Annotated in this window: 28 protein-coding genes; 16 read left to right on the top strand and 12 right to left on the bottom strand. The window is 54.4% G+C overall.

The features are described 5' to 3' along the window. Positions 1-82 precede the first annotated feature (82 nt). From OC597_RS00760 to pyrC, 3 genes are all read right to left on the bottom strand, one after another. Positions 83-361, bottom strand: coding sequence for a hypothetical protein (locus OC597_RS00760; protein WP_261253725.1), 279 nt, complete (start codon positions 359-361; stop codon positions 83-85). Positions 362-498: 137 nt separating this feature from the next. Beyond that, positions 499-738, bottom strand: coding sequence for a DNA damage-inducible protein I (gene dinI / locus OC597_RS00755; RefSeq protein ID WP_085116227.1), 240 nt, complete (start codon positions 736-738; stop codon positions 499-501). 77 nt (positions 739-815) lie between these two features. Further along, positions 816-1,865: a dihydroorotase gene (gene pyrC, locus OC597_RS00750; protein ID WP_261253727.1), complete on the bottom strand. Its 1,050-nt coding sequence runs from the start codon at positions 1,863-1,865 to the stop codon at positions 816-818. A 224-nt stretch (positions 1,866-2,089) separates the two neighbouring features. On the opposite strand from pyrC, the gene OC597_RS00745 reads away from it, so the two are divergent. Next, the gene (locus OC597_RS00745; RefSeq protein WP_099064834.1) at positions 2,090-2,377 is read left to right on the top strand and encodes a putative quinol monooxygenase; all 288 of its coding nucleotides are present in this window, start codon (positions 2,090-2,092) and stop codon (positions 2,375-2,377) included. A gap of 63 nt (positions 2,378-2,440) precedes the next feature. Here the strand turns inward: OC597_RS00745 and rne are convergent, their stop codons facing one another. Then, complete coding sequence (gene rne, locus OC597_RS00740) at positions 2,441-5,788, bottom strand: ribonuclease E (protein ID WP_262207017.1); 3,348 nt, start codon at positions 5,786-5,788, stop codon at positions 2,441-2,443. Positions 5,789-6,340: 552 nt separating this feature from the next. Between rne and rluC the strand changes: the two genes are divergently transcribed. Then, entirely contained in the window at positions 6,341-7,303 is a 963-nt protein-coding gene (gene rluC, locus OC597_RS00735) for a 23S rRNA pseudouridine(955/2504/2580) synthase RluC (protein WP_085116231.1), read from the top strand. A gap of 8 nt (positions 7,304-7,311) precedes the next feature. Here the strand turns inward: rluC and OC597_RS00730 are convergent, their stop codons facing one another. Then, positions 7,312-7,893, bottom strand: a complete 582-nt coding sequence (locus tag OC597_RS00730; protein WP_262207016.1) for a Maf family protein — start codon at positions 7,891-7,893, stop codon at positions 7,312-7,314. A 141-nt stretch (positions 7,894-8,034) separates the two neighbouring features. On the opposite strand from OC597_RS00730, the gene yceD reads away from it, so the two are divergent. From yceD to ptsG, 14 genes are all read left to right on the top strand, one after another. After that, positions 8,035-8,556 carry a 23S rRNA accumulation protein YceD gene (gene yceD / locus OC597_RS00725; RefSeq protein WP_261253735.1) on the top strand — a complete coding sequence of 174 codons (522 nt, stop codon included), beginning with the start codon at positions 8,035-8,037 and terminating at the stop codon, positions 8,554-8,556. A gap of 16 nt (positions 8,557-8,572) precedes the next feature. After that, a complete protein-coding gene (gene rpmF, locus OC597_RS00720) occupies positions 8,573-8,740 on the top strand; it encodes a 50S ribosomal protein L32 (RefSeq protein WP_012006327.1) in 168 nt (55 codons plus the stop codon). Between the two features lie 11 nt (positions 8,741-8,751). Beyond that, entirely contained in the window at positions 8,752-9,786 is a 1,035-nt protein-coding gene (plsX, locus tag OC597_RS00715) for a phosphate acyltransferase PlsX (RefSeq protein WP_099062536.1), read from the top strand. 6 nt (positions 9,787-9,792) lie between these two features. Continuing rightward, entirely contained in the window at positions 9,793-10,746 is a 954-nt protein-coding gene (locus OC597_RS00710) for a beta-ketoacyl-ACP synthase III (RefSeq protein WP_085116235.1), read from the top strand. 16 nt (positions 10,747-10,762) lie between these two features. Beyond that, on the top strand, positions 10,763-11,692 hold the full coding sequence (gene fabD, locus OC597_RS00705) for an ACP S-malonyltransferase (RefSeq protein ID WP_112348142.1): 930 nt from the start codon (positions 10,763-10,765) through the stop codon (positions 11,690-11,692). Between the two features lie 11 nt (positions 11,693-11,703). Next, complete coding sequence (fabG, locus tag OC597_RS00700) at positions 11,704-12,438, top strand: 3-oxoacyl-ACP reductase FabG (protein WP_261253744.1); 735 nt, start codon at positions 11,704-11,706, stop codon at positions 12,436-12,438. Positions 12,439-12,592: 154 nt separating this feature from the next. After that, positions 12,593-12,829 (top strand): acyl carrier protein, encoded by a 237-nt coding sequence (acpP, locus tag OC597_RS00695; protein ID WP_004719003.1) that lies wholly within the window; start codon positions 12,593-12,595, stop codon positions 12,827-12,829. An 81-nt stretch (positions 12,830-12,910) separates the two neighbouring features. Beyond that, positions 12,911-14,152, top strand: coding sequence for a beta-ketoacyl-ACP synthase II (gene fabF, locus OC597_RS00690; protein WP_261253746.1), 1,242 nt, complete (start codon positions 12,911-12,913; stop codon positions 14,150-14,152). A gap of 176 nt (positions 14,153-14,328) precedes the next feature. After that, positions 14,329-15,126, top strand: a complete 798-nt coding sequence (pabC, locus tag OC597_RS00685; RefSeq protein ID WP_261424406.1) for an aminodeoxychorismate lyase — start codon at positions 14,329-14,331, stop codon at positions 15,124-15,126. A 13-nt stretch (positions 15,127-15,139) separates the two neighbouring features. Next, a complete protein-coding gene (gene mltG / locus OC597_RS00680) occupies positions 15,140-16,165 on the top strand; it encodes an endolytic transglycosylase MltG (protein WP_261253751.1) in 1,026 nt (341 codons plus the stop codon). Beyond that, positions 16,155-16,793 (top strand): dTMP kinase, encoded by a 639-nt coding sequence (tmk, locus tag OC597_RS00675; RefSeq protein WP_261253752.1) that lies wholly within the window; start codon positions 16,155-16,157, stop codon positions 16,791-16,793. The genes mltG and tmk overlap by 11 nt, the downstream gene beginning before the upstream one ends. Then, positions 16,793-17,800 carry a DNA polymerase III subunit delta' gene (holB, locus tag OC597_RS00670; protein WP_261253754.1) on the top strand — a complete coding sequence of 336 codons (1,008 nt, stop codon included), beginning with the start codon at positions 16,793-16,795 and terminating at the stop codon, positions 17,798-17,800. The genes tmk and holB overlap by 1 nt, the downstream gene beginning before the upstream one ends. A 14-nt stretch (positions 17,801-17,814) precedes the next feature. Further along, positions 17,815-18,591, top strand: a complete 777-nt coding sequence (locus OC597_RS00665) for a metal-dependent hydrolase (RefSeq protein ID WP_261253758.1) — start codon at positions 17,815-17,817, stop codon at positions 18,589-18,591. Between the two features lie 338 nt (positions 18,592-18,929). Next, a complete protein-coding gene (ptsG, locus tag OC597_RS00660; protein WP_099062529.1) occupies positions 18,930-20,363 on the top strand; it encodes a PTS glucose transporter subunit IIBC in 1,434 nt (477 codons plus the stop codon). Positions 20,364-20,511: 148 nt separating this feature from the next. On the opposite strand, the gene OC597_RS00655 is transcribed toward ptsG, so the two are convergent. The 7 genes from OC597_RS00655 to OC597_RS00625 all read right to left on the bottom strand — a co-directional run bounded on the left by OC597_RS00655 (position 20,512) and on the right by OC597_RS00625 (position 26,365). Further along, positions 20,512-20,733, bottom strand: a complete 222-nt coding sequence (locus tag OC597_RS00655) for an ogr/Delta-like zinc finger family protein (protein WP_006322501.1) — start codon at positions 20,731-20,733, stop codon at positions 20,512-20,514. 73 nt (positions 20,734-20,806) lie between these two features. Further along, positions 20,807-21,898 (bottom strand): phage late control D family tail protein, encoded by a 1,092-nt coding sequence (locus OC597_RS00650; RefSeq protein WP_262207005.1) that lies wholly within the window; start codon positions 21,896-21,898, stop codon positions 20,807-20,809. Further along, complete coding sequence (locus OC597_RS00645; protein WP_128864216.1) at positions 21,895-22,359, bottom strand: phage tail protein; 465 nt, start codon at positions 22,357-22,359, stop codon at positions 21,895-21,897. The genes OC597_RS00650 and OC597_RS00645 overlap by 4 nt, the downstream gene beginning before the upstream one ends. Positions 22,360-22,370: 11 nt before the next feature. Beyond that, positions 22,371-25,292: a phage tail tape measure protein gene (locus OC597_RS00640; RefSeq protein ID WP_262207004.1), complete on the bottom strand. Its 2,922-nt coding sequence runs from the start codon at positions 25,290-25,292 to the stop codon at positions 22,371-22,373. Continuing rightward, positions 25,285-25,407 carry a GpE family phage tail protein gene (locus OC597_RS00635; protein WP_112362424.1) on the bottom strand — a complete coding sequence of 41 codons (123 nt, stop codon included), beginning with the start codon at positions 25,405-25,407 and terminating at the stop codon, positions 25,285-25,287. The genes OC597_RS00640 and OC597_RS00635 overlap by 8 nt, the downstream gene beginning before the upstream one ends. Positions 25,408-25,418: 11 nt before the next feature. Beyond that, the gene (locus OC597_RS00630; RefSeq protein WP_262207003.1) at positions 25,419-25,772 is read right to left on the bottom strand and encodes a phage tail assembly protein; all 354 of its coding nucleotides are present in this window, start codon (positions 25,770-25,772) and stop codon (positions 25,419-25,421) included. 77 nt (positions 25,773-25,849) lie between these two features. After that, the gene (locus tag OC597_RS00625) at positions 25,850-26,365 is read right to left on the bottom strand and encodes a phage major tail tube protein (protein ID WP_006322489.1); all 516 of its coding nucleotides are present in this window, start codon (positions 26,363-26,365) and stop codon (positions 25,850-25,852) included. Positions 26,366-26,369: the final 4 nt, after the last annotated feature.

Below are 26,369 nucleotides of genomic sequence, written 5' to 3'. Positions count from 1 at the left end.
TTCTTTTGCAAAATAATTATTTAATTGAGTGATTATTCTACACGTCGACTTGCAAAAACATGTTGAGGGGGCGGCATTAGATTCATTCAGTTTCAGGGGGGAGCGGGATACCCTTTAGCCGTTTTCCCAGTTCGGCGGCCAGATGGGCAAAGTGCTGTTGGGTTTCAGCATCACGACTTTGATTTTGTGATTCGAGCTTCAGGCTGTGAATTAATAATTGATTGGCTTTGTCATCCAGGCCAAAAGCCAGATAGGAAAATGCCACTTCCAGAACGCTCAAACGCCGCTTTTGATCGGCAATCAGCGCCAGCAGTTCGCCAAAGGTCATCGCTTCTTCGGTTTTCACCTTGTCCGGGGCCATGTCAAATACCTCCTGTTAAAGCATTCAGTACAGACCAGATAAAGCTTTTCTTCCAGCAGAAAATTAAACCACATTATGCCGGACTTTAAATACAAAAAAGCCGGAGAGCGACCCCCGGCAAAAACTACATTGCAGTATTATTCTGCGCTAAACCAATCGTCAGCACTTTCCCAGGTTTCCTGGAGGATGTCCGCGATCAGATCTTTATCTGTTTTCAGGCCGCCCAATACCGAGAGCCCGTTGGAACCGGCATAACGTACTTGCACCTGGGTGTCTGGAAATTGGCGGTTTACCCGCTTGCTCAGTTCGCCGGTCAGAGCCTCGATGGCCCCTGACGGTAGCGGTTTGGTTTTATCTATAGTGACTTCAACACGCATAATTGCCCCCGAAGCGATTTACTGGATATTTATACAGTTAACCGTGCGCGGGGGCAAGAGGCTAGATTAAAAAAAGATTATTCTGCTGTCACTGACCAGCTCAGACTCTCTCCGGCCAGGAATGGCACGACCGTTTCGTTGCCCATGGCAATTTCTTCCGGCTGGATAGTGGGCACACGCTGCAGCTCGATGAAATCGGCATTGACCGGTAGGCCGTAAAAACGCGGGCCGTTCAGCGAGCAGAAGGCTTCCAGGTGCTCCAGTGCGCCCAGTTGCTCGAAGACGCTGGCGTAGGCCGGGATAGCATTGGGAGCGTTAAACACGCCGGCACAACCACAGCTTGATTCCTTGCGGTGTTTGGCATGGGGGGCGGAGTCGGTGCCGAGGAAGAAGCGATCCGAACCGCTGGCAACGGCTTTACGTAGCGCGTCCTGGTGAATATTACGTTTAAGGATCGGCAGGCAGAACAGGTGCGGACGGATGCCGCCAACCAGCATATGGTTACGGTTAAACATCAGATGCTGGGGGGTGATGGTCGCGCCAAGAAAACGATTGCCTTCCTGCACGTACTGCGCCGCTTCTTTGGTGGTGATGTGCTCGAAGACAATTTTCAGCTCGGGGAACTGCTGGCGAATCGGCTCCATAACCTGCTCGATAAAGCGTGCCTCACGGTCGAAAATATCGACGGCGGCATCGGTTACTTCCCCATGAATCAACAGCGGCATGCCGATTTTTTGCATTTGCTCGAACAGCGGATAGATGGCTTTGACATCGCTGACGCCATGGCTGGAGTTGGTGGTGGCGTTGGCCGGGTACAGCTTGGCGGCGGTGAACACCCCTTGCTCGAACCCGTTGACCAGCTCAGTAGCATCCAGTGAATTGGTCAGATAACAGGTCATCAGCGGGGTGAAATCATGCCCCTGAGGAACTGCTGCCAGAATACGGTCACGGTAAGCGCGAGCGGCGGCGACGGTAGTAATTGGCGGAGCCAGGTTCGGCATCACAATCGCCCGGCCAAAGACCTGACTGGTATAGGGCAGAACCGTTTTCAGCATGTCGTCATCACGCAGATGGATGTGCCAGTCGTCAGGGCGGCGGATTTTCAGGGCTTGAGGTTGTGCAGTCATGTTGCAAGGCTCCGGCGGTTAGATACGGGTCTAGATAAAAGCGAATAATGGGGGTTATTCACGCCGGGGTGTAAGGATAAGCGGAAAGCGCTCGCGATGCATCTGTTTGTTCACGGCAAGTTGAAATCAATTGGCTATCAGGCGCATAGTGTCAGAGATTTTAATGATGCCTGCGCGATAACTGCCGGGTTATCAACATTAATCATGTGGAATGGGAGAGAGAAATGGAAGTACGTGTTATTGCCACCTTACAGGCGAAACCTGAATTTGTGTCCGCCGTCAGCGATGCGGTGCATGAGATTATCGATCCAAGCCGCCAGGAGCTGGGTAACCTGCAATATGATCTGCACCGCGATCTCGAAAAGCCGGGCACTTTCGTATTCTTTGAGCGTTGGGCAAGCGCTGAGGCGCTGGAAAAACACAATGCCACCGAGCATTTTAAGCATTTTGTTAGCCAGATAGAGGGCAAACTGGATTTGCTGGATATCAAGCAGTTGAAGAAAATCGCCTGAGCCGATTTTTGAGCAATAAAAAACCCGCCAAATTGGCGGGTTTTTTTATCGAAGCAGATTAACTTAGTCGTTAATTGGCTGCGGTTTGGTTGCTGGGGCGGTGGCTTGATTTGCCGCCGCATGGCCACCTGCTGAACCTTTGCCTTCGAAGTTGAAGGAAGGGCGCTGCCAATCACTTTGCTGCTGCTGATCCGCTACATAGTCCGGTGCAGGAGCTTTGGTCATTGGCGCAGTAGCGATGTGTTTATACAGCACCTCTTGCACCGGCGCTGGCTGCTGTTGTACAACCGGCGCAGCAACTTCCTGCACGGGTGCGACTTCAACAACGGGCTCAACGACAGTTTCTTCAGCAACGGTTGCTGCAGCCACTACCGGTGTTTCTTCGACTACAGGGGAAGGTTCAACCACAGGGGCTTCCTCTACCACTGGTGCCGCTTCAACTACCGCAGTTTCTTCTACCATTGGCGCTTCAGCTACAGGTGCTGGTGTGGTTTCTTCGGCCTGGGCAATGATTGCCGGCTCAACGGTTTCAACAACCGGTTGGACGGGCTCTACTGCTGTGGCCACCACTTCCGGCTCGCTCACTGGCGCAACGGCTTGCACCGCAGCTTCAGTAATCACTGGAGCGGCAACGCTGACGGCTTCCTGTGCCATGACATTGTCGGCAGCGATTTCGACAGCTTCAGTCTGAACTTCAGCTTCTTCAATCACTTGCGCAGTTTGTGTGACAGGGTAACTCACCCACACCTTGCCTGAAGCCATTTCCGGAGAAGCGAAAGCCCCTGCCAGTGGCATTGGCGACTGGGTAGGGTAACGCTCGTCACGGTAACGGCGACGACGTTGACCGCTAACACGCAGGTGGCGCGGTGAACGGCGTGAGCGGCGTGGCATGCCGTTTTCGCCATTAGCGCGGTTGTCCTGTGCATCATCTTCAGCTTGTGCTTCAAGGGTTTCCGGCAGGAGTTTAACGCTGTCTTCAACCTGGGCAGGCTGCACGTCCTGGGCTTTCGCTACCGGCGCTTTTGGCGCCAGCAGTTCTTCCGCTGCACGATGCAGTTCTTCTTCTGCAGACAGTACGCGAATTTTCTGCGACAGAGGACGACGCTGACGACGCTGCATGTTCTGCATCTGACGTTCTTCAAGGTCTTCGTCAACGCTGGTGTTAGCAGTGGCAGTGGTTGCTGTTTCTACGCTTTCCAGCGCAGCCACTTCCTGCTGAGCCTGTCGTTTCTCTTCCTGACGACGACGCTGGCGATCGGCACGCTGGTCACGGCGCTGTTGCTGCTCTTCGCGCTGTGCCTTGGCGGCTTCTTCAGACAGCGGCTCTTCGACTACGGCTGCAGTGGTTTGTGGCGCATTGCGACGGTTACGACGCTGCTCATCACGCACTTCACGTGTTTCACGTCCTTCGCGGTTGTCACGAGGCTCGCGATTTTCACGCGGCTCACGATTTTCGCGATTGTCACGGCCTTCACCGCGCTCTTTACGCTCACCACGTTCTGGACGATCGCTGCGCTCACCACGTTCTCCGCGCTCACCGCGATCTTTACGACCGGTGCCCTGACGGCGTTGGCCACGACGATCCTGACGGCGGTTTTCACCGTTGCCTTCAGACTTCGGCGCTTCAACGACAGGTTTGGCTTCGACAACCGATTGTTCTTCACCGGCAAATAGCGCTTTCAGACCACCGAACAGGCGGCCCAACAGGCCCGGTTTGGCAGCGGCAGGTGCCGTTTGCTTGATCGTAGTCGCGGCGACGGCAGCTTGAGCCACAACCGGTTCTTCTGCCGGCGGTGGGGCGTCTGCAGCCAGAGAGAACGAAGCCAGAGCCGGTTGTTCCGGACGCTTACGCTCCATCGGCGCATCTTCCAGCGGCTGGGCCATCTCTTCTTCGTGCAGTTTTGGCAGCAGGTAGCTCAGGGTTGGTGTTTCTTCGCCCTTACGCACGCGCAGTACAGAGTAGTGCGGGGTTTGCATCTGATCGTTTGGCACGATGATCGCTTTCACGCCACCCTGACGTTTTTCGATCGCGCTCACCGAGTCACGTTTTTCGTTCAGCAGGTAAGAGGCCACCTGGACCGGCACGATGGCGTGAACTTCTTTGGTATTTTCTTTCAGCGCTTCTTCTTCGATCAGACGAAGAATGGAAAGTGCCAGCGATTCGTTATCACGGATGGTGCCGGTGCCGTTACAGCGCGGGCAGACGTGATGGCTGGACTCACCCAGTGATGGGCTGAGGCGCTGACGCGACATCTCAAGCAGGCCGAAACGCGAAATGCGACCGATTTGGATACGTGCACGGTCCTGACGAACGGCGTCACGCAGACGGTTTTCCACTTCACGCTGATGGCGAACCGGGGTCATATCGATAAAGTCGATAACGATCAGGCCGCCAAGGTCACGCAGGCGCAGCTGGCGAGCGATCTCGTCTGCCGCTTCCAGGTTGGTGTTGAACGCAGTCTCTTCGATATCGCCGCCGCGAGTTGCCCGCGCGGAGTTGATGTCGATAGCGGTCAGCGCTTCGGTGGAGTCGATAACGATCGAACCGCCGGAAGGCAGGCGAACTTCACGCTGGAAAGCGGATTCAATTTGGGATTCGATTTGGTAGTGGCTGAACAGAGGGATTTCGCCGCTGTACAGTTTGATTTTGCTGCTGAAATCCGGACGGCCCAGGGCAGCAATGTGCTCTTTGGCCAGCTCGAGAACTTTTGGGTTGTCGATCAGGATTTCGCCGATGTCCGGGCGCAGATAGTCGCGGAACGCACGCACGATAACGTTGCTTTCCTGATGGATCAGGAATGGCGCAGCGCGGCCTTCAGCGGCTTTTTTAATCGCTTCCCAGTGCTTCAGGCGGAATGACAGATCCCACTGCAGCGCATCGGCAGATTTGCCAACGCCGGCGGTACGAACAATCAGACCCATGCCGTCTGGCAGTTGCAGGGAAGAAAGCGCTTCTTTCAGTTCGGTGCGGTCGTCACCCTCAATGCGGCGTGAAATACCACCGGCACGTGGGTTGTTCGGCATCAGCACCAGATAACTGCCGGCCAGGCTGATGAAGGTGGTCAAGGCAGCGCCTTTGTTACCACGTTCTTCTTTATCAACCTGAACGATCACTTCCTGGCCTTCGCGCAGCACATCTTTGATGTTTGGGCGACCGTGGGAAGAGTAGTTACTTGGGAAGTATTCGCGAGCGATTTCTTTAAGAGGGAGGAAACCATGTCGTTCGGCGCCGTAATCAACAAACGCTGCTTCAAGACTTGGTTCTATACGAGTGATTTTACCTTTGTAAATATTCGCTTTTTTCTGTTCATGACCTGGACTTTCAATATCCAAATCATACAGCCGCTGTCCATCTACCAAGGCAACACGCAACTCTTCCTGCTGAGTTGCGTTAATCAACATTCTTTTCATCTTAACTTACTCGTTATTTTTACATTATCGACAAAGCTGCGGGCAAAATAACCTCATGGCCGGATTAAAACCGAAAACCCCGTGTCTTCTCGCAAAGCCGTCAACCTCACGGTTGTCGCCTGCATAGGGGCGCATTATCTCGGTAAGCCTGTATTTCTTTGTGAAAAACAGCACTTTTACTAGGGGAATAGCCTCTGATTTACGTCGACAGATCTGATTCCGTTTGCCGGCCAAGCTGCAACCCGCAGCCCGCTAATTGTTTGATTTCACATTACGTCTTACGCCATTGCTGCGTTTTTGTGCCATCAGACAAATTTTATAATTCCACAGTTTTCCCTGTTTAACGAGAATCAACGTGGAAAGTAAATGCATTATTCCACTGCTGATACTGTTATAGCAAGGTGACTTTTCCTTAACTGCGGAAGAAATCGCAAACGTTCAAACCGGCTTGCTGCCTTATTGTCCGCTTGAATTTCGCCTGCAGTCAGAGAGACAGTTAAGCACATAAAAAGAAGTGGCGCTATTTACGCGCTCTATTTAGAATCCTGCCCCATGAAAACGAACATTCCTGCAGTACAACTCATCACGATTTCTGACGACGAAGCCGGTCAGCGAATCGACAACTTTCTGCTTGCCCGCCTGAAAGGCGTGCCGAAGAGCATGATTTATCGCATCGTACGTAAAGGCGAGGTGCGCGTTAATAAAGGACGCATCAAGGCGGAATACAAGCTGGCGCCCGGTGACGTGGTGCGTGTGCCGCCGGTACGCGTTGCCGAGCGTGAAGAAGCACCGGTCTCTGCCAAGCTGGATAAAGTGGCCGCGCTGGCCAATTGCATTTTGTATGAAGATGATCACCTGCTGCTGCTGAACAAACCTTCAGGCACTGCGGTGCATGGTGGCAGCGGCCTGAGCTTTGGTGTGATCGAAGCTTTGCGTGCGTTGCGCCCGGAAGCCCGCTTCCTGGAGTTGGTGCATCGTCTGGACCGCGACACCTCCGGCGTGCTGTTGGTGGCGAAAAAGCGTTCTGCGCTGCGCTCCTTGCATGAGCAACTGCGGATGAAAGGGATGCAGAAGGATTATCTGGCACTGGTGCGCGGTCAATGGCAGTCGCATTGCAAAGCGGTACAGGCCCCGTTGCTGAAAAATATTCTGCAGAGCGGCGAACGCATTGTACGCGTCAACAGCGAGGGTAAACCGTCGGAAACCCGTTTCAAGGTGGAAGAGCGCTTTGAGCATGCGACGCTGGTCAAGGCCAGCCCGATCACCGGCCGTACTCACCAAATTCGTGTTCACGCACTGCACGCCGGACATCCGATAGCCTTTGACGATCGCTATGGCGATCGTGAATTCGATCGCCAATTGGCGGGAACCGGGCTCAAACGTTTGTTCCTGCATGCGGCGGCGCTGCGCTTTGAACACCCAGGTACTGGCGAAACGATGCGTATCGAAGCGCCGATGGACGCAGAGTTGCGCCACTGCCTGCAGGTCCTGCGCAAGCAGTCGAAAGAACAGTAAGCCGTACTTTATGCCAGCGGGTTGATGCCTTCAGCCCGCAGCATCTCCAACAGCGCGATCAGTGGCAGACCGATCAACGCATTCGGATCCCGCCCCTCCAGCTTGTCGAACAGCGCAATGCCCAAACCTTCACTTTTAAAACTGCCTGCGCAGTTGAGCGGTTGCTCAAGGCGAACATAGGCGGCTATTTCAGCCTCACTCAGTGAACGGAAATGCACGTGAAAGGGTTCGCAAAGCACCTGCAGGTGTTGGCTATGACTGTTGTATAACGCCAGACCGGTATAAAAAGTGACCTTTTTCCCGCTGGCCTGACGTAATTGCGCACGGGCATTTTCTTCGGTGTGTGGTTTTCCGGTGATTTTACCGTCAATCACGCAGACCTGATCGGAGCCGATAATCAGGTGGTCGGGGTAGGCGCTGGCCAATACCTGGGCCTTCGCCGCTGCCAGTCGCAGCACCAGCGCTTCGGCGTTTTCCCCGTCCAGCGGGGCTTCATCGACCTGCGGAGCGGCACAGATAAAAGGCAGATGCAGCTTTTCCAGCAGCATCTTGCGGTAGGTCGAGGTGGAGGCAAGGAGCAGTCTTTGCATAATTTTTTTCGTAAACCGTAGCGTAAATAGAGTGGGCATTTTAAACTGTCCGCCGCTGAGGAAGCGAATATTGGTGAAAGGTGCCGTTTTACGGCCTTTTTCTTTGACTCTAAGTCGTTACAAAGTTAATATGCGCGCCCTATGCAAAAGGTAAAATTACCCTTGACCATTGATGCGGTACGTACCGCTCAGAAACGCCTGGACTATGTTGGTTCCTATGCGCCTGAGCAGGTTACACGTGTTGCCGACTCTGTGGTCAGTGTGGACAGTGATGTTGAGGTCTCGTTATCCTTTGATATTGATAACCAGCGCCTCGCGGTGATAACAGGGCATGCGGACGTCCAGGTAATGCTGATGTGCCAACGCTGTGGAGTGCCGTTTGAACATCATGTGCACACAACATATTGTTTTAGCCCGGTCGTCAATGATGAGCAGGCTGAGGCATTACCGGGGGCGTACGAGCCGATCGAAGTCGATGAGTTTGGCGAAGTCGATCTGCTGGCAATGATTGAAGACGAAATTATTCTTTCACTGCCTGTCGTCCCGGTACATGAATCTGAACACTGTGAAGTGTCCGAAGCGGACATGGTATTTGGCAAACTGCCTGCAGAGGCAGAGAAACCAAATCCATTTGCCGTATTAGCCAGTTTAAAGCGTAAGTAATTAAGGAGTAAGGTCCATGGCCGTACAACAAAATAAACCAACCCGTTCCAAACGTGGCATGCGTCGTTCACACGATGCTCTGACCACCGCCACTTTGTCTGTAGATAAAGCATCTGGCGAGACTCACCTGCGTCACCATATCACTGCCGACGGTTTCTACCGCGGTCGCAAGGTTATCGGCTAAGTAGCGGTACCTTGACTCGTCTAACCCTGGCGTTAGATGCAATGGGCGGGGACTTCGGTCCCTGCGTCACAGTGCCTGCTTCATTGCAGGCACTGGCCTCTAATTTACAGCTTCATCTTCTGCTGGTCGGCAATCCCGACACCCTCTCTCCGTTACTTGCCAAAGCCGATCCGGTTCTTCTGGAACGTTTGCAAGTCGTGCCCGCTGAATCAGTGATTGCCGGCGACGCCAAACCCTCACAAGCGATACGTGCCAGCCGTGGTACTTCCATGCGCATTGCGCTGGAACTGACTAAAAACGGTGATGCGCAGGGCTGCGTCAGCGCGGGCAATACCGGTGCGTTGATGGGGTTGGCGAAAATGCTGATTAAGCCGCTGGACGGTATTGAACGGCCGGCGTTGATGACGGTGATCCCGAATCAACTGGGTGGCAAAACCGTGGTGCTGGATCTGGGTGCCAACGTCGAATGCGACAGCACCATGCTGGTGCAGTTTGCGGTGATGGGCGCGGTGATGGCCGAAGAGGTGGTGGGGATTGCGCAACCTCGCGTGGCGCTGCTGAATATTGGTGAAGAAGAAACCAAAGGCCTGGATAATATCCGCGAAGCGGCCGCCGTGCTAAAAAATACTCCGGCAATCAACTATATTGGTTACCTGGAAGGCAACGATCTCCTCACCGGTAAAACCGATGTGTTGGTCTGCGACGGCTTTGTGGGTAACGTCACCCTGAAGACCATGGAAGGGGTGGTAAGAGTATTTTTATCGCTGCTGAAATCATCCGGAGACGGTGGCAAGCAGGCGTGGTGGTTAAAATTGTTGGGCCGTTGGTTGCAAAAACGGGTGGTAAAGCGGTTCGGCCACCTGAACCCCGACCAGTATAATGGCGCATGTCTGTTAGGATTGCGCAGCACCGTAATCAAGAGCCACGGCGCTGCGAACCCACACGCGTTTGCAGTTGCAATCGAACAGGCTGTGCAGGCGGTGCAGCGGCAAGTCCCTGACAGGATTGCTGCGCGCCTTGAAGCTGTATTACCTAAGAGTGACTGATCGTACATGTATACAAAGATTCTCGGTACGGGGAGTTATTTACCCGTACAAGTGCGCACCAACGCTGACCTGGAAAAAATGGTGGATACCTCTGACGAGTGGATCGTCTCTCGTACCGGTATCCGTGAACGCCGTATTGCCGCCGCGGATGAAACCGTTGCGACGATGGGCTTCCATGCTGCTGAAAAAGCGCTGGAAATGGCGGGTGTGGCTAAAGAAGACATCGGGCTGATCGTAGTGGCTACCACCACCTCGAGCCACGCATTCCCAAGTTCTGCCTGCCAGGTGCAGCAGTTGCTGGGTATTAAGGACTGTGCGGCATTCGATCTGGCTGCGGCCTGCGCCGGTTTCACCTATGCGTTGAGCGTCGCCGATCAGTATGTTAAAAACGGCGCGGTGAAGCATGCTCTGGTGATTGGTGCTGACGTATTGTCACGCACACTGGATCCGGAAGATCGCGGCACTATCATTCTGTTTGGTGATGGCGCAGGCGCCGTGCTGTTGGGGGCTTCTGAAGAACCCGGCATCCTGTCGACCCATCTGCATGCCGATGGCAGCTACGGCGGTTTGTTGACCTTGCCGTTCAAAGATCGTCAGGATCAAGACAAACCGGCCTATGTCACCATGGCGGGTAATGAAGTCTTCAAGGTAGCGGTTACCGAACTGGCTCACATCGTTGATGAAACCTTGCAGGCCAATAATCTGGACCGCAGCTCGCTGGACTGGCTGGTGCCGCACCAGGCCAATCTGCGCATTATTAGCGCGACGGCGAAAAAATTGGGTATGGGGCTGGAGAAAGTGGTAGTGACGCTCGATCGTCACGGTAACACTTCTGCCGCTTCGGTCCCCGCAGCGTTCGATGAAGCGGTGCGTGATGGGCGAATTCAACGCGGCCAATTGGTGTTGTTGGAAGCCTTTGGCGGCGGCTTTACCTGGGGCTCGGCGCTGGTTCGTTTCTGATTAACAGGAAGAAAAAATGACGCAATTTGCTTTTGTTTTCCCTGGCCAGGGCTCACAGACCCTGGGCATGTTGGCCGATTTGGCCACTCAATATCCTATCGTTGAAGCGACCTTCAGCGAAGCCTCTTCCGTTCTGGGTTACGACCTGTGGCAACTGGTGCAGCAAGGACCGGCGGAAGAACTGAACAAAACCTGGCAGACTCAGCCGGCATTGCTGGCGGCTTCCGTAGCGATTTTCCGCGTCTGGCAGCAGCAGGGCGGTAAAGCGCCTGCAATCATGGCCGGCCATAGCCTGGGTGAATACTCGGCGCTGGTGTGTGCGGGCGTGCTGGATTTCCAGGCGGCAATCCGTCTGGTTGAACTGCGCGGCAAACTGATGCAGGAAGCGGTGCCGGAAGGCACTGGCGCGATGTCCGCCATTATCGGCCTGGACAACGCGGCTATCGCCAAGGCTTGTGAAGAGTCTGCACAGGGGCAGGTTGTTTCGCCGGTGAACTTCAATTCACCAGGCCAGGTGGTGATCGCTGGCAATAAGGAAGCGGTTGAACGTGCAGGCGCGGCCTGTAAAGCCGCAGGTGCCAAGCGTGCGTTGCCGTTGCCGGTGAGCGTGCCTTCGCACTGCGCACTGATGAAACCGGCTGCAGACAAGCTGGCCATCGCGTTGCAGGAAATCACCTTCAGTGCGCCACAGGTGCCGGTGGTGAATAATGTCGACGTGCGCACCGAAACCGATCCAGAAGCGATCCGCAGTGCGCTGGTGCGTCAGTTGTACAGCCCGGTGCGTTGGACCGAGAGCGTAGAGTTTATGGCAGCACAGGGCGTTACGCTGCTGCTAGAGGTTGGTCCGGGTAAAGTTCTGACCGGTCTGACTAAACGTATTGTTGATACCCTGACGGCGGCGGCGGTCAATGACGCAGCCAGCCTGACAGCGGCGCTTGAACAATAAAGAGGAAAACAATGAGCTTCGAAGGTAAAGTTGTTCTGGTCACCGGCGCTAGCCGGGGTATTGGCCGGGCTATTGCAGAAACGTTTGTAGCACGTGGTGCTAAAGTTATCGGCACCGCCACCAGTGAAAGCGGCGCTGAGGCTATCAGCAGCTACCTGGGTGCAAGCGGCAAAGGGTTTGCGTTGAATGTGGTCGATGCTCAATCTATCGACAGCGTTCTGGCATCTATTCGTGCTGAATTTGGCGAAATCGACATTTTAGTGAATAATGCCGGTATTACGCGTGATAACCTCCTGATGCGTATGAAGGACGACGAGTGGCAGGATATCCTGAACACCAATCTGACTTCCGTATTCCGTCTGTCAAAAGCGGTAATGCGAGCTATGATGAAAAAGCGGTTTGGCCGTATCATCACCATCGGTTCTGTAGTCGGAACCATGGGGAACGCAGGGCAGGCTAATTACGCGGCGGCTAAAGCCGGTTTGATTGGTTTTAGTAAGTCTTTGGCACGTGAAGTTGCTTCGCGTGGCATTACGGTCAACGTCGTGGCACCTGGCTTTATTGAGACGGACATGACACGGGCGTTGACAGATGATCAGCGTGCAGGCATTTTGTCATCAGTTCCAGCCAACCGGCTGGGGGATGCTAAAGAAATCGCCAGCGCTGTTGCATTTTTAGCCTCTGATGAGGCTAGCTACATCACCGGTGAAACGTTGCATGTCAATGGCGGCATGTACATGATTTAAAAAATGCGAAAACTATTTGCGTTATTTGGGGTAAAAACCGCAGAATAGCGTAAAATCGTGGTTTGACCAGCCGGGATTTAGTTGCATCTTTTTCAACATTTTATACACTACGAAAACCATCGCGAAAGCGAGTTTTGATAGGAAATTTAAGAGTATGAGCACTATCGAAGAACGCGTTAAGAAAATCATTGTTGAGCAGTTGGGTGTTAAACAGGAAGAAGTTTTAAATAACGCTTCTTTCGTTGAAGATCTGGGTGCTGATTCTCTTGACACCGTTGAGCTGGTAATGGCTCTGGAAGAAGAGTTCGACACAGAGATTCCAGACGAAGAAGCTGAGAAAATCACTACTGTTCAGGCAGCTATTGATTTCATCAACGCCAGCCAGCAGTAAGAGAACATATCTAGGCGGTCACTCGACCGCCTAAGTTTTTTCTATCCCTAGTGTCATATTTTCCCTCCTTGGAGGACAAACGTGTCTAAGCGTCGAGTAGTTGTGACCGGACTGGGCATGTTGTCTCCTGTCGGCAATACGGTAGAGTCCACATGGACAGCTCTTCTTGCCGGTCAGAGTGGCATCAGCCTGATCGACCATTTCGATACCACAGCCTATGCGACCAAGTTTGCTGGCCTGGTAAAGGATTTTAACTCAGAAGATTTCATCTCACGCAAAGATGCGCGCAAGATGGACGCCTTCATCCAATACGGTATCGCTGCTGGCATGCAAGCCATGCAGGATGCGCAATTGGATATCACCGAGGCTAATGCCAGCCGCATTGGTGCCGCTATCGGCTCCGGTATTGGCGGCCTGGGTTTGATTGAAGAAAACCACAGTTCACTGGTTAACGGTGGCCCACGGAAAATCAGTCCGTTCTTTGTGCCATCAACCATCGTTAACATGATTGCAGGCCACCTGACCATCATGTACGGCATGCGTGGCCCGAGCATTTCGATCGCCACCGCCTGTACTTCAGGTGTGCACAACATTGGCCATGCCGCGCGTATCATTGCTTACAATGATGCTGACGTCATGCTGGCCGGTGGGGCAGAGAAAGCCAGTACTCCGTTGGGTGTCGGTGGCTTTGGCGCAGCACGCGCGTTGTCGACCCGTAACGAAAACCCACAAGCGGCCAGCCGCCCATGGGACAAAGACCGTGACGGTTTTGTTCTGGGTGACGGTGCCGGCATGATGGTACTGGAAGAGTACGAACACGCCAAAAAACGCGGCGCCAAGATTTATGCTGAAGTTGTCGGCTTTGGGATGAGCAGCGATGCTTATCACATGACGTCACCGCCTGAGAATGGTGCGGGCGCAGCGCTGGCGATGGAAAATGCGTTACGTGATGCCGGTGTGACTACGTCACAAATCGGTTATATCAATGCGCATGGCACCTCAACGCCGGCCGGTGACAAAGCCGAAACGCAGGCGGTGAAGTCGGTATTTGGCAGCGATGCACCGCGCGTGATGGTCAGTTCGACCAAATCGATGACCGGCCATCTGTTGGGTGCTGCAGGTGCGATCGAATCGATCTTCACCGTATTGGCATTGCGTGACCAGGCCGTTCCGCCAACCATCAACCTGGATAATCCGGATGAAGGTTGCGATCTGGACTTCGTTGCGCACGAAGCGCGCCAGGTGAGTGATATGCAGTACACGCTGTGTAACTCCTTCGGCTTCGGTGGCACCAACGGTTCACTGATCTTCCGCAAGGTGTAATGCCTCTGCTGGCAGATGCTAAAAAAGCCCGGTTTTTTAAACCGGGCTTTTTTTATGGCGTTGACCCGTGACTCGGAAAGCTCTGCTTGCCGGTGTTATAGCCAGACGGCAAGCTGCTGCTAATGGTACCTGCGCCTGTTATTCTGTAGTGATACCAAAGCGGTCAGGGGGAGTCTATGTACTGGATTAATGGGTATCAGCATAATGCACTAGCGCCGAGCGATCGCGGTTTGCAGTTTGGCGACGGTTGTTTCACTACCGCCCGAGTGACTGAGGGTAAAATCGACCTGTTGCCCTGGCATATCGAGCGTCTGCAGTTGGCGGCACAACGGCTGATGCTGCCGGTCTGCGACTGGAGCGCTTTGGAAGATGAAATGGTGCATGCGGCAGAATCTATCCCCCTGGGCGTGGTCAAAGCGATATTGACGCGCGGCAGCGGTGGCCGAGGTTACAGCCCGAAAGGGTGTGAGGCCCCCACGCGCATTGTCTCTCGCAGTGCTTACCCGATACACTATCTGCCATGGCGTGAACAGGGCATCAGCCTGACGCTCAGTCCGGTAGCGCTGGGGCGCAATCCCCTGTTGGCTGGCCTGAAGCATTTGAACCGTTTGGAGCAGGTGTTGATCCGCACGCATCTTGACCAGACGGCCGCCGACGAGGCGCTGGTGCTTGACACTGCCGGTATGCTGGTGGAATGCTGTGCGGCTAATTTGTTCTGGCGTAAGGGAAAAGCGGTTTTTACGCCGGACTTGGGTCAGGCCGGGGTGGCTGGGCTGATGCGTCGTCGGGTGATTGAGCTGCTGGCAGACAGTGAATACTCGCTGCATTGCGTCAGTGAGCCGCTGGAAACGCTGGCCGACGCCGAAGAAGTGCTGGTGAGCAATGCGTTAATGCCGTTGCTGCCGGTCAATACTGCGCAATCATGGTGTTACCCTTCACGCCAACTTTATGATTTTTTGCGCCCACACTGTTAACGATGGCTGATTGATGAAGAAAAGAAAGCTGAAGTTCGTTTCTATTATTGTTGTTCTGGTATTGGGCCTGCTGTTTTGGGGTTACCAGAAGGTTGAACGCTTCGCGGATACGCCTTTGGCGATCCAGCAGGAAGCCATTTTTAAACTGCCGGCAGGGACCGGACGAGTGGCGCTGGAAGGGCTGCTGGTACGCGACAAGCTGATCCGAAACGGTATGTGGTTCCCATGGCTGCTGCGCCTTGAGCCGCAATTGGCGGAGTTTAAGGCCGGAACCTACCGTTTTACGCCGGGCATGACGGTGCGTCAAATGCTTAACCTGTTGGCCAGCGGTAAAGAGGCTCAATTCAGCGCACGCTTTATTGAAGGCTCCCGCCTGCGTGACTGGCTGATGGTGCTGCAACAGTCGAAATACCTCAAACATACGCTGGTTGGTAAAAGCGAGACGGAAATCGCCGAGGCGCTGGGGCTGCCTGAAGGCACCAGCCCGGAAGGGCGCCTGTACCCGGATACCTATCTGTACACCGCAGGCATGAGCGATATGGCGCTGTTGAAGCGTGCCCATCTGCGAATGATCAAAGCGCTGGAGAGCGCCTGGCAGGGCCGCGAGGCCAGCCTGCCGTACAAGACACCGGAAGAGTTGCTGACCATGGCCTCGATCATCGAGAAAGAGACCGCAGTGCCGGAAGAGCGCACCAAGGTCGCGTCGGTATTCATTAACCGCCTGCGTATTGGCATGCGTTTGCAGACCGACCCGACGGTGATCTACGGCATGGGTGACAGTTATAATGGCAATATTACCCGCAAAGATTTGGAAACGCCGACGCCGTACAACACCTATGTGATCAACGGTCTGCCGCCAACGCCGATTGCCATGCCGGGTCAGGCCTCGCTGGAAGCCGCTGCCAATCCGGCGAAGACGCCTTATTTGTACTTTGTTGCCGACGGTAAGGGCGGGCATCAATTTACCACCAACCTGGCCAGCCATAATCAGGCGGTGCGCGCCTATCGCCAGGCGTTAAAGGAAAAGAATGAAAAGTAAATTTGTGGTTATCGAGGGGCTTGAGGGTGCGGGTAAAACCACTGCGCGCGATACCGTGGTTAACGTATTGCGCGAACATGGTGTCAACGATATTGCTTTTACCCGTGAGCCGGGTGGTACGCCGCTGGCGGAAAAACTGCGCGACTTGTTCAAGCGCGGCGTGGATGGCGAACTGCCAACCATCAAAGCCGAGGTGCTGATGCTGTATGCGGCCCGCGTACAACTGGTGGAAACGGTGATCAAACCGGCATTGGAACGCGGTGCCTGGGTAGTTGGCGATCGTCACGACTTGTCTTCCCAAGCCTATCAGGGTGGTGGTCGGGGTGTGGATCAACAACTGATGGCTTCGCTGCGTGACACGGTACTGGGAGATTTTCGTCCTGACCTGACGCTTTACCTGGATTTGCCGCCGTTAGTGGGCCTGCAGCGGGCTCGTGCGCGCGGCGAACTGGATCGCATCGAGCAAGAAGCACTGCCATTCTTTGAACGCACCCGCGCGCGTTACCTGGAGTTGGCGGCACAGGATGACTCTATCGTCACCGTTGACGCTTCTCAATCGCTGGAGCAGGTGACGGCGGCGATCCGCCGTAGCGTCAGCCACTGGCTGCAGCAGCAGGAAGGCGTGTAATGAACTGGTACCCGTGGCTGAATACCCCTTATCGGCAATTGGTCGGGCAATATGCGACCGGTCGCGGTCACCATGCGCTGCTGTTGCATGCCGCCGCAGGCAATGGTGAGGATGCGCTGGCCTATGGGCTGAGCCGTTGGCTGATCTGCCAGCGCCGCAACGGTGAGAAAAGCTGCGGTGAATGTCATAGCTGTCGATTGATGCTGGCGGGAAACCACCCTGATTATCACGTACTGACGCCGGAAAAAGGCAAAAGCAGCCTGGGGGTGGAGCCCATCCGCCAGGTGATTGAAATCCTTTATTCGCATGCGCAGCAGGGCGGCGCCAAGGTGATTTGGCTGCCGCAGGCGGAGTTGCTGACTGAGGCCGCCGCTAACGCTTTGTTGAAAACGCTGGAAGAACCGCCGGAAAAAACCTATTTCTTGCTGAGTTGCCGTGAGCCTTCACGCCTGCTGGCGACACTGCGCAGCCGTTGTTTGTATTGGCACCTTGCCAGCCCGGATGAGCAGCTCAGCCTGCAATGGTTGAACCGCCAAACGCCGGGTAATCAGGTTGATCTCCTGACGGCCTTGCGCCTGCACGATGGCGCTCCGCTGGCTGCTGAGCAACTGCTGCAGCCGGAACGCTGGCAACAGCGCGGCGCGCTGTGCAGCGCCCTGAGTGCCGCATTGCCGCAGCATGACATGCTGTCCTTGTTGCCGGTGCTGAATCACGAAGACGTTGCGGAGCGGCTACACTGGTTATGCGCGTTATTGATGGACGCCATGAAGTGGCAGCAGGGGGCCGCCAGCTTTGTATTGAATCAGGATCAGCAGCCGCTGGTGCACCAACTGGCCAGTCGCCTGAGCAGCACTTCGCTGCAGCAAGGGTTGCAACAATGGCTTCATTGCCGTCATCAGTTGCTGAGCGTCGTCGGCGTTAACCGCGAACTGCTGCTGACCGAACAGTTACTTGGCTGGGAGCAGATGCTCGGCGCTACCGGCTATTCTCACCCTCATTCGCTGTAAAAGAGTTAAATATTATGTTGTTAGTAGATTCTCATTGTCACCTTGACGGCCTGGATTACCAAACGCTGCACCAAAATGTGGATGATGCTCTGGCGAAGGCCAAGGCGCGCGATGTGGGTTATGTACTGGCGGTCGCTACCACCTTACCGGGCTATCAGGCGATGACCCAGCTGATTGGCTCTCGCGATGACGTGGCGTTCTCCTGTGGGGTGCATCCGCTCAATCTGGAGGGGGGGTACGATTATGCTGAGCTGCGCCGTTTGGCTGCGGCTGAGCAGGTGGTGGCACTGGGTGAGACCGGGCTGGATTACTTCTATCAAAAAGATAATCTTGAGCTGCAGCAAGCCTCGTTCCGTGAACATATCCGCATTGGGCGCGATCTGAACAAACCGGTGATCGTGCATACCCGCGATGCGCGTGAAGACACGCTGGCGATCCTGCGTGAAGAAAATGCCCAGGACTGCGGCGGTGTGCTGCACTGCTTTACTGAGGATTGCGCTACCGCGGAGGCCTTGCTGGATCTGGGGTTCTACATTTCCTTCTCCGGCATTTTGACCTTCCGCAACGCAGAGCAACTGCGTGAAGTGGCGCGCTACGTGCCGCTGGATCGTATTCTGGTGGAAACCGACTCGCCGTATTTGGCACCGGTGCCGCATCGCGGCAAAGAAAACCAACCTGCCTATGTGCGCGATGTGGCTGAATACATGGCGGTATTGAAGGGCGTGAGCCTGGAAACGCTGGCCGAAACCACCACCGCCAACTTTTCACGCTTATTTCACATCGAACTCTAATCTTTGACCTAGGCTATAGCTGGGGTTAACGAAATCTGAATTCTTTTTAAGCTCGTAATTAATCGCCGAAACGGGTAATGTTCCCACCCGTTTTTCGGGCGAGGTGCGGGCATTTTTTGCTCTTTTTTAACAAAAAATAGGCGATATAAGAAAAATGCCCGGTTTTGTTCATCGAAACGTGACTGTCATCAAACATTGCGCAGCCTATTTATTTTACTCTGCGTAATAATTCAAGGGGTGCTCAGACACCCTGAATTGCAGGGGTTTTTCTCCCCCCCTTGCAACGCGAAGAATCGCGAAAAGTAGCAAAGCACTATTACTCAGGAGCACACTCAACTATGTTCAAGAACGCATTTGCAAACCTGCAAAAAGTAGGTAAGTCGCTAATGCTGCCGGTATCCGTATTGCCTATCGCAGGTATCCTGCTGGGCGTCGGTTCCGCCAACTTTAGCTGGCTACCTGCGGTAGTCTCACACGTGATGGCGGAAGCCGGCGGTTCTGTTTTCGCCAACATGCCGCTGATTTTTGCCATCGGTGTTGCCCTGGGCTTCACCAATAACGACGGTGTTTCCGCGTTAGCCGCAGTAGTGGCTTACGGTATCATGGTGAAAACCATGGCGGTGGTTGCGCCGCTGGTGCTGCACCTGCCGGCTGAAGAAATTGCGGCCAAACACCTGGCGGATACCGGTGTGCTCGGGGGGATTATCTCCGGCTCCATCGCTGCCTATATGTTTAACCGCTTCTTCCGCATTCAGTTGCCGGAATATCTGGGCTTCTTTGCCGGTAAGCGCTTTGTGCCGATTATTTCAGGCCTGGCGGCAATCGTTCTGGGCGTAGTGCTGTCCTTCATCTGGCCTCCAATCGGTACGGCTATCCAGACCTTCTCCCAGTGGGCGGCTTATCAGAACCCGGTAGTGGCGTTTGGTATCTACGGCGTGGTTGAACGTGCGCTGGTGCCGTTCGGTCTGCACCATATCTGGAACGTGCCGTTCCAAATGCAGATTGGTGAATACACCAACGCAGCGGGTCAGGTGTTCCACGGCGATATTCCACGTTATATGGCGGGTGACCCAACTGCGGGTAAACTGTCCGGTGGCTTCCTGTTTAAAATGTACGGTCTGCCTGCTGCTGCGATTGCCATCTGGCACTCAGCCAAGCCGGAAAACCGCGCAAAAGTCGGCGGTATCATGATCTCCGCTGCGCTGACCTCGTTCCTGACCGGTATCACCGAGCCGATCGAGTTCTCCTTCATGTTCGTTGCGCCGATCCTGTACGCAATCCATGCCATCCTGGCTGGTCTGGCGTTCCCGATCTGTATCCTGTTGGGGATGCGTGACGGCACCAGCTTCTCACACGGTCTGATCGACTTTATCGTTCTGAGCGGCAACAGCAGCAAAATCTGGCTGTTCCCAATCGTCGGTATCATCTACGGTCTGGTGTACTACACCATCTTCCGCGTGCTGATTGCCAAGCTGGATCTGAAAACCCCAGGTCGTGAAGACACGATCTCTGAGCAGGTTGCACAGGGCGGTTCTGAAATGTCTGCGGCGCTGGTACAGGCTTTCGGCGGTAAAGACAACATCACCAACCTGGATGCCTGCATCACCCGTCTGCGCGTTAGCGTGGCGGACGTGAGCAAGGTTGACCAGGCTGGCTTGAAAAAACTGGGTGCTGCCGGCGTAGTCGTCGCAGGCTCGGGTGTTCAGGCTATCTTTGGTACCAAATCTGACAACCTGAAAACGGATATGGACGAATACATCCGTAATCATTAATTCAGGTAGGGGAGTTTCAAGGGAGGCGAAAGCCTCCCTTTTTTATTGGTTTTAATGTTGATTTATAAGTGTTTTTTATTTCCACTGTCCACATTTAGACCGCAGTTAAACACTATGAGACAAATGCCCACCTCTGCGGGCACCCTGATTAGCCAAAGATCAATGAGGTTTGTCCGCTGCTTTTGGGGTGAGGCTGGACGGGGTCAACGGTTTGCGGTTGGGAAATCATGCGAGTAAAGGTTTCATGACTCACGAATGTGCCCCCACAATTGATATTGGTGCACTGGTTGTAACGTTCTTTGGTGGTTGAGGTGATATAGCTCGATGATCGGGTGTGTGCGGCCTGGCCGCAAAGTGGACAATGCATCATGGCGGGATCCTCCGAGATGCCCTGACTATGGTCAGTGTTGCTAATAATTATCCACAATTATTGCTGTTTTGCATCACTCCATTTCCAGATCATCAATCTTGACCTCCAAATCGAGGGCGGTAGTAAAACCGCTGTTGTTCAGTGAGTGAGCCACTTTAACCAACGTCCAGTTGGCCTCATCGATCTCTTTTTTGAAACCTGAAACAGTGACCGGTGCTTCCGGGTAAATGTCTGCACGACCACGCGCAAGCTGAATAGAGAAGGTCGCAACACCACGCTGAATACGTTCCCAGTTGGCCTTTGCCGCGCGCTGCGCATTATATTTTGATGCGTAGGTATGACGCAGTACCAACACATTTTCATTACTGCCTATCAGGTATTCACCCTGTTTTTCATCAACAACAACCGGTTTTTTTACCCGACGGCGTTTAACCTTCACCTGTTCGTTTTTCGCTGTGCGGGTATTCAGCCAGTTGGCCACAACGCCGGTATAAGCTCCCCGATCGGTTAGGGTGAATTGATGGCTATCACCTGACTGGCGATTAATGAGGATTGCCGGTATCGGTTTTCCCCCGGCGGTCATATTTTTCCCCTGTTTAAAAAACAGCAGATTGCCGTTTTTTATGGCGGCCACAGCGCCATTCTCTTTTGCCAGTCGGGTGATAAAACTCCCGTCTGACTCGGTAGTTTGGTCGATATGTCCGATCTGAATGTTTGCCACATTCTTATTGATGACCGCCGCCAACTTATTGCGGCCGGCAATGGTTCGGACAATGTCCCCTATGGTTTTTTTATGATAAGAGGCATCGCGCTGCACGTTCAATGTTTGCCGAAAATCGGCACTGCGGGCTGTTATGGTCAATACGTCAGGTGCGCCGGCATGGCCGATTTCATCAACGACAAACGTCCCTTTATCGATCACCCCGGTATCTTTCCAGCCAAGTGCAACAGCCAGGCTGACGCCACGGCGGGGCAGCTTCAAATTGCCTTCGCTGTCGTCAAGCTCAATATTGATCTGGTCAGCCTCAAAACCCAGGTTATCCGTTAGCGTCAGGTTGATTAATTTTTCTTTCACCTTCCCGGTGATATCAACGCCCTCAATGCTAAGCGAGTATGCCGGGGTATTGTCGCCGCCGAGTTTGTCTAACGTATCGTTCAGGCTCATGACAGGAATCCGCCGACGGTATCGGAAACCTGCTCGGCCAGGTCTTCAAATTGCTGAGACAAATCACCAAACATGTCTTTTAGCCCTTCATCCGTGCGCTTGAGCGTGATCGTGAACTCAATACGACGGGCTGAGCCATCCGCAAAGAATACAGTTTTGGTGCGACTCAGGCTTTCGATCACGAACATGCCATGTATTGCGCCGCTCCCCTCAATCAATGACCAGGCCTTGCCGGTTTCCGCCATTAATTGGATAGCCATCAGGGAAACCCGGCCCCCGGTTAATGCCGGCAGCAAAACGCCGCTCAGCGTGATGGTTTCATCATCCGGCCCCAAAAACTGGCTTTGTGGGCGAAGCCCGACGCGGCTATTGGTCGGATGCCGCCAGGCCATTTGGTGCTGAAACTCCTGGTATGGAACGGTTTGCAGCATGAATACGAACATGCCTAATGCCATCATCATAATGATCGTCCTCACTCGATATCGTTAAAACTGCTGTTCGCTCTGGATCTTGCCTGCCGTTCCCGCGCATCCAGTTGCCGAGCGACTTCCCGCGCAATGTCCTGTGGGTTGTGGTGGGCCTGAGCGACAATCTGAATAGGGGCGTGAATGTCAATGTAGGTATCACCGCCCTGGTGATGCGATGAAGTGGCCCCGCGCGGGTACTGGCTCCCCGGCAGGCTGTAGGGATGCAAGGGGGCGTCCGCAGCGGTGGCAGGGCCACCCATAAATAACGCGGCAACTGCCGCCATGGCAGCGGTATTCTTGCGACTGGTGACATTCGCCGGCCCGTTGACAATTTCCGGGCCATACTCGCCCACGACGCCAAATTTCCCCAGCGGGATCCTGCCGCCGCTGTCATGTTCACCGGTGTAACGCCGCCGTATGGCATCAGCAGAATTACCTTGCGGGCCTGGCGTCATGACCACACCGGCCCGGCGGGCAGCATCGGCAACGCCTGGGTTTGTCTGTGCTAATAGACGGGTTTTATCCGATTTGGCTTTAACTTCATCCAGCTTGTCTAAAACCCACTTAATTGAATCTGTGAGAAGTTTCAGCGGGGTAAGCGCTAATTCAATACCTGATGCCAGAAATTCGCCGAACTTTTTCCCCGCCGATGCGGCACTGTTCAGGTTGTCTTTTGTCGACTTCACCGGGGTTAGCAAATCGGTAAACCAGCCCCACAGGGCCTTAATCTTGTCGCCAATCCAGGTGAATACCGGCATCAGCGGTGCAAAGGCGTCTTTGATGGGGGCCGCCGCAGCTTTGAACCCATCAACTACACCGCTCAGGAATGCCTTGATGGGTTTCCAGTATTTATAAATCAGCAGGCCCGCGCCGACGACGGCAGCAGCAATTAACCCAAGTGGGCTAACCAAAATACCGAACATGCTCCCCAGACCGCCCAGGGCGAAACGCAGGAACCGCAACGGGGACGTAGCCAACCAGGTAAAGACGCGGCCAATGCCCTTAATCCCTTTGGTTGCAGTCTGTAGCGGTGATGATGCGAAAGACGCGACGGCGCGCCCGGCGCTGCCAAGGTGCTGTTTAGAAAAGGTCAGTGCATTCTTTCCCGCTTCCAGCAGTGAACGGCCGAAACTACCAACCTGTTTTGTGGTGATCGGGGTGGTGCTGGCAAATTTCAGCATGCTGAGTGACAGGTTGGGCAGCAGGCGGATCCCCAACATGCGTGTGCTGAATCGGAGCAGGGCGAACGGCCCCAACAGACCGACAACGGCGATGGCCAGCGTACCGAAAACGGTGGTTGAAATGGCGGCGGCTGCGCCAATCTTAACGAGGGCGGCGCTGATTTTTGGATGTGCTTTCAGGAACTCAGCAACGCCATGTAAAAAGTTGCTGATGCCTTTTGCCGTTTTACGCAGCCAGGCGTCATTTTTTTCAAATAATTCAACGCTGATATTCTCCAGGGCGGCATGTAACATCGTCATGTCGCCTTTCATGTTATCCAGCATGGTATTGGAAACCCGCCGGGCCTCCCCGTCGTACTCACCCGGCGCGCCTCGCATCTGTTGCAATTTGCCGTCTGACACCGCCCGCATCAGTTCACCAAATCCGGTGACGGCATACATGCCGGCAATGTCTTTAAAAATCTTACCGCGATCGACGTTCCCCATTTTGGACGTTTTTTTGTCGATGTCTTTTAGGATATCGACCAAATCACGCATGTTGCCGTCTTTATCTTTGGTTGTTACGCCCAGCTTTTTAACCGTGGCGCTATTACCGATACGGCTCAGAATGGCACGCATCGCGGTACCCGCCTGGCTCCCCTGAATACCGGCATTACCCATAATGGCCGTGGCAGCGGATACGGTTTCCAGGCTTTGCCCATACTCACGCCCCACACCGGCGGAATATTTCAGTGATTCTCCCAGCATGGGAATATCAACGTTGTTACGGGTAAACAGGGCGGTGAGCACGTCGGCCACCCTGTCCATCTTTTCCGCAGGGATCCCCATGGCGGTTTGGATGTTTGACGCAATATCGGCGGTGGTGCCAAGGTCAATGTCACCGGCAGAGGCCAGATTTAACATGCCTGGCATCGCTTTTAAAACTTGCTGGGGTGAATAGCCGGTTCTGCCAAGGAAATATTGCCCCTCGGCCACCTGGAGATCGGTGAATTTTGACGATAGCGGCAAGGTTCGCGCCTGGTGCCGCAATGACTGCATTTGCGGATCGGCTTTGGTTGGGATGCGCGTCACTGCCTGGGTTTTACTCATCATCGCATCGAAATCATAGCCCACATGCAGGGCGTCAACCAGTCCACGGCCCATGGCGCGCCCGGTGGCCATTGACGTATAGCCCACCCCGGCGGCCATCACTTTGCGCTGATTGCTTTCATCAAACTGGTGGCGCGCGGCATTCAGCCGCTTTTGCTGCTGGGCCTGCTGGTCTAATCGTTTCTGCTGCGCGGCTAATGCGCCCGTCACCCCGGTGATGTTTGACCGCAGAGAACGCTGAGCCTCGCCCAATCGATTTGTTGCCACGCCGCTGTTTTGCAGGGCGGTACGCTGGTTTTGCAGTGAAAGCCGTAAATCCGCGAATTTCTGTTGAAGCTTGGCCGCTTCTTCCCTGGCTTTCTGAAATTGGCGGGCCTGCTTGGCGGTCGGGCCGTCAGTGGATTTCAATGCAATGGCCAGATCGCGCGCTTTATCGCGGGCCGTGTTCAGCGCCTGCGCGGCGGCGGCAACCTGGTTTTTGGTCTTGCGGAAACCGTCAATTTTTCCGGCTTGAGTATCAAGCTGTTTTAACTGGTCTTTTGTGGCTTTAACCGACGCGGCCAGCGCTTTATTGCTGGCCTGCATGGATTTAAACGGGCGGGTGATTTTATCGACCGCACTCAGTAAAACCTGCAATCGGAGGTTTTTGTCACTCATCACTTGCCCCGCTGCGGATAATGGCTCTGTGCCGCCATTCCAACAGCTCGGCCAGCGGCATCAGGTCGGTAACGGTTGGCGGCCAGTGGAAAACGGCGGCAATGTCCGCCGTCAGGTCTTCGACGGTTAGCTGTTTAGGAAATCGGATCTGACCGAACTCGGTAAGAAAAAAAGTGCCAACGCTTGGGACAACTGATACAGGTCTGCCGGATCCAGGCTGGCGACTTCGTTAGCCGTCAGGGCCGGGGAGGTGATACGCGGTAACACGGTGATCAGTGAATTGACGTCAGTTTCAATCAGCTCCTGCAAACGGGTGCCACGCAACGCACCGGCGTTTGGTTTGTTCACGGTCACTTCGGTGATCTGGGTGGTGCCGCGCAGGACAGGAACGTCCAGGATCACCGGTTTGTTCAACAACCCGGTAACGGCATTACCCTGGCCATCATCAATTTCAGTGTTTACAGTTTTGTCGCTTTTCATTGTTTAACCTTCATTTTGTTTGGTTTACCGGCCCCAGACCGGGGCCACGGAAACACCTGTGCAAGTGGGCAGGGCGGTTACAGGCCGATAGCGCGGCGATGTTCTGCCAGGCGGTCGACGCCATCCACGATTTCGATCATGTTCACTACGTCGATTTCAAGCAGGACAGCGCCGTCCATCGTCAGTTTGTAATAGGTATTTTTGGCGCTGAGTTTGGTTTGCGTGTTGTCACCCTGCTTGTAGTTGCCAAAATCAAACTCAGAAAAACGACCGCGCATGACCACTTCCACGGCGACAATTTCGCCGGTGTCATCGCGCTGGAAAGAGCCAACAAAACGCAGCAGTACGCCATCAACCTTGGCGATCCCCCACTGCTTATAAAGCTGAGCCTCAATGCCGCCAAGGGTGATTTCTGCGTCCAGCGCGCCATCATCGATCCCCAGATCAACGCCGGCACTGCCGTTCATGCCGCCGCCGCGATACTGTTCAAGCTTTCGCGTCAGTTTCGGCAGGGTGATTTCTTCAACGACGCCCTGATAGTTGTTGGCGTCGTTGAATAGGTTCAGGAATTTCAGTTTGCGTGGTAAGGCCATCGCG

It is taken from the genome of Serratia proteamaculans, assembly GCF_946227095.1.
Taxonomy (GTDB): Bacteria; Pseudomonadota; Gammaproteobacteria; order Enterobacterales; family Enterobacteriaceae; genus Serratia; species Serratia proteamaculans_E.
The sequence above is the reverse complement of the archived record's forward strand: the minus strand, read 5'-3'. Positions and strand labels throughout refer to the sequence as shown.

Coding starts and splice junctions, on each gene's coding strand:
- OC597_RS00640 (WP_262207004.1), bottom strand. CDS start 25,292: ATGAGTGACAAAAACCTCCGATTGCAGGTTTTACTGAGTGCGGTCGAT.
- acpP (WP_004719003.1), top strand. CDS start 12,593: ATGAGCACTATCGAAGAACGCGTTAAGAAAATCATTGTTGAGCAGTTG.
- fabG (WP_261253744.1), top strand. CDS start 11,704: ATGAGCTTCGAAGGTAAAGTTGTTCTGGTCACCGGCGCTAGCCGGGGT.
- OC597_RS00625 (WP_006322489.1), bottom strand. CDS start 26,365: ATGGCCTTACCACGCAAACTGAAATTCCTGAACCTATTCAACGACGCC.
- pabC (WP_261424406.1), top strand. CDS start 14,329: ATGTACTGGATTAATGGGTATCAGCATAATGCACTAGCGCCGAGCGAT.
- pyrC (WP_261253727.1), bottom strand. CDS start 1,865: ATGACTGCACAACCTCAAGCCCTGAAAATCCGCCGCCCTGACGACTGG.
- rluC (WP_085116231.1), top strand. CDS start 6,341: ATGAAAACGAACATTCCTGCAGTACAACTCATCACGATTTCTGACGAC.
- holB (WP_261253754.1), top strand. CDS start 16,793: ATGAACTGGTACCCGTGGCTGAATACCCCTTATCGGCAATTGGTCGGG.
- yceD (WP_261253735.1), top strand. CDS start 8,035: ATGCAAAAGGTAAAATTACCCTTGACCATTGATGCGGTACGTACCGCT.
- OC597_RS00650 (WP_262207005.1), bottom strand. CDS start 21,898: ATGAGCCTGAACGATACGTTAGACAAACTCGGCGGCGACAATACCCCG.
- OC597_RS00730 (WP_262207016.1), bottom strand. CDS start 7,893: ATGCAAAGACTGCTCCTTGCCTCCACCTCGACCTACCGCAAGATGCTG.
- OC597_RS00630 (WP_262207003.1), bottom strand. CDS start 25,772: ATGAAAAGCGACAAAACTGTAAACACTGAAATTGATGATGGCCAGGGT.
- OC597_RS00745 (WP_099064834.1), top strand. CDS start 2,090: ATGGAAGTACGTGTTATTGCCACCTTACAGGCGAAACCTGAATTTGTG.
- OC597_RS00710 (WP_085116235.1), top strand. CDS start 9,793: ATGTATACAAAGATTCTCGGTACGGGGAGTTATTTACCCGTACAAGTG.
- rpmF (WP_012006327.1), top strand. CDS start 8,573: ATGGCCGTACAACAAAATAAACCAACCCGTTCCAAACGTGGCATGCGT.
- OC597_RS00645 (WP_128864216.1), bottom strand. CDS start 22,359: ATGATGATGGCATTAGGCATGTTCGTATTCATGCTGCAAACCGTTCCA.
- dinI (WP_085116227.1), bottom strand. CDS start 738: ATGCGTGTTGAAGTCACTATAGATAAAACCAAACCGCTACCGTCAGGG.
- rne (WP_262207017.1), bottom strand. CDS start 5,788: ATGAAAAGAATGTTGATTAACGCAACTCAGCAGGAAGAGTTGCGTGTT.
- OC597_RS00760 (WP_261253725.1), bottom strand. CDS start 361: ATGGCCCCGGACAAGGTGAAAACCGAAGAAGCGATGACCTTTGGCGAA.
- fabD (WP_112348142.1), top strand. CDS start 10,763: ATGACGCAATTTGCTTTTGTTTTCCCTGGCCAGGGCTCACAGACCCTG.
- mltG (WP_261253751.1), top strand. CDS start 15,140: ATGAAGAAAAGAAAGCTGAAGTTCGTTTCTATTATTGTTGTTCTGGTA.
- OC597_RS00665 (WP_261253758.1), top strand. CDS start 17,815: ATGTTGTTAGTAGATTCTCATTGTCACCTTGACGGCCTGGATTACCAA.
- OC597_RS00655 (WP_006322501.1), bottom strand. CDS start 20,733: ATGATGCATTGTCCACTTTGCGGCCAGGCCGCACACACCCGATCATCG.
- tmk (WP_261253752.1), top strand. CDS start 16,155: ATGAAAAGTAAATTTGTGGTTATCGAGGGGCTTGAGGGTGCGGGTAAA.
- ptsG (WP_099062529.1), top strand. CDS start 18,930: ATGTTCAAGAACGCATTTGCAAACCTGCAAAAAGTAGGTAAGTCGCTA.